2 protein-coding genes are annotated in these 1,302 nt (G+C 65.4%); one reads left to right on the top strand and one right to left on the bottom strand.

Going from position 1 to position 1,302, the window contains the following annotated elements; translation table 11 throughout:
* Positions 1–148: 148 nt before the first annotated feature.
* On the top strand, positions 149–670 hold the full coding sequence (locus tag ACYVDG_RS32625) for an MFS transporter (RefSeq protein WP_460764140.1): 522 nt from the start codon (positions 149–151) through the stop codon (positions 668–670).
* Between the two features lie 114 nt (positions 671–784).
* Here ACYVDG_RS32625 and ACYVDG_RS32630 read toward each other — a convergent pair.
* On the bottom strand, positions 785–1,302 hold a 518-nt coding region (locus tag ACYVDG_RS32630), incomplete at its 5' end, for an RNA-guided endonuclease InsQ/TnpB family protein (protein ID WP_460764143.1).

A 1,302-nucleotide genomic window follows, 5' to 3' on the forward strand; every position in this document is an offset into this window, starting at 1 on the left:
CCGTTTGCACGGAGAGATCGGCCTGGTCCCACCCTCGGAGTTCGAAGCCGACTTCTACCAGCACAATCCCGCATCGACACCCGTCGATGCGTCGGTTCCGAGTCTCTAAAAACTCCGGTACGAAACACCCCCCAGTGTTGGGAGCCCCATGCGCTTCACCTCGTCCGGCTGGACCCTGGCGGTCCTGGTCACCGCCTCCGCCCTGATGGCGGTCGACCTGACCATCGTGTCCGTGGCGCTGCCCCAGATCGGCGCCGACCTGCCCGGGGCCACGCTCGTGGGCCTGCAGTGGGTCGTGGTCGGCTACACGCTGGCCTTCGGGACCCTGGTACTGCCCGCCGCCTCCCTGGGCGACCGGATCGGTGCGCGCACGATGTTCCTCTGGGGCATCGCCGTCTTCACCGCGTCCTCGCTGCTGTGCGGGCTGGCCTGGGACCTGACCTCACTGGTGGCGTTCCGCTTGCTCAAGGGAGCGGCCGCGGCGGTGGTGTCGGCCAACGTCATGCCCTTGCTCAGCCGAACCTACGACGAGGACCGGCGGCCGATGGCGATCGCCGTGTGGACGGCCTCCCTCATGGCCTCCGCGACCCTCGCCCCGGTCCTGGGCGGCTTCCTGGTCGAGCTGGCCGGGTGGCGTTCCATGTTCCTCTTGACTTCCTCCCTCTCCTGAAGCGAGAGGGATTCCGACCAGACCAAGGTCTGGTGGCCCTGTCCGCCTCGCGGCGGCAGCTGGTTCCTGCTTCGCAGACATGGCAACCCAGAGGTCTCCGCAGGCTGGCACGGTTCACCCTAAAGGGTTAGTCCATCCGCGCTTCTTGGTGTTCTTGGCCGCGTTCACATCCGCATGATCTGTATGCGCACACGCAGTGCACCGGAACCGCGCTTGGCTCTCACGGGATGCCGGGTCCACATGGTCGCACTCGAAACAGGTCTGGGACGTGTGAGCGGGATCGACCTCCACAATGCTGGTTCCGGTGCGGCGGGCCCGGTTCTGACAGGCCAGCTTGAAGCCGTGCCAGCCCTTGGACAGGATCGCCCGGTTCAACCCCGCCTTCTGCCGCACCTTCTTCCCAGGAGCCTGGGTGGTGCCCTTGGCCGAGCGGGTCATGTTCTTCGTGTTGAGCTTTTCCAGCACCACGACGGCGTTCTTGTCACACAACATGTGGGCGGTCTGGGTGAGGTGCCCCGAGGTTTCCGGACAGGGACCCAATACAATGGTCTCGTAAGGAAACGAGGGGAAACGTGGGCAGGACAAGCAAGTACTCACCGGAGTTCCGCGAGGAAGCGGTACGCTTGGTGATC

The sequence above is a fragment of the Nocardiopsis oceani genome (assembly GCF_054777395.1).

What these genes read in the sequence shown, in the direction of transcription:
- ACYVDG_RS32625 (WP_460764140.1), top strand. Translation starts at nt 149, where the DNA reads ATGCGCTTCACCTCGTCCGGCTGGACCCTGGCGGTCCTGGTCACCGCC.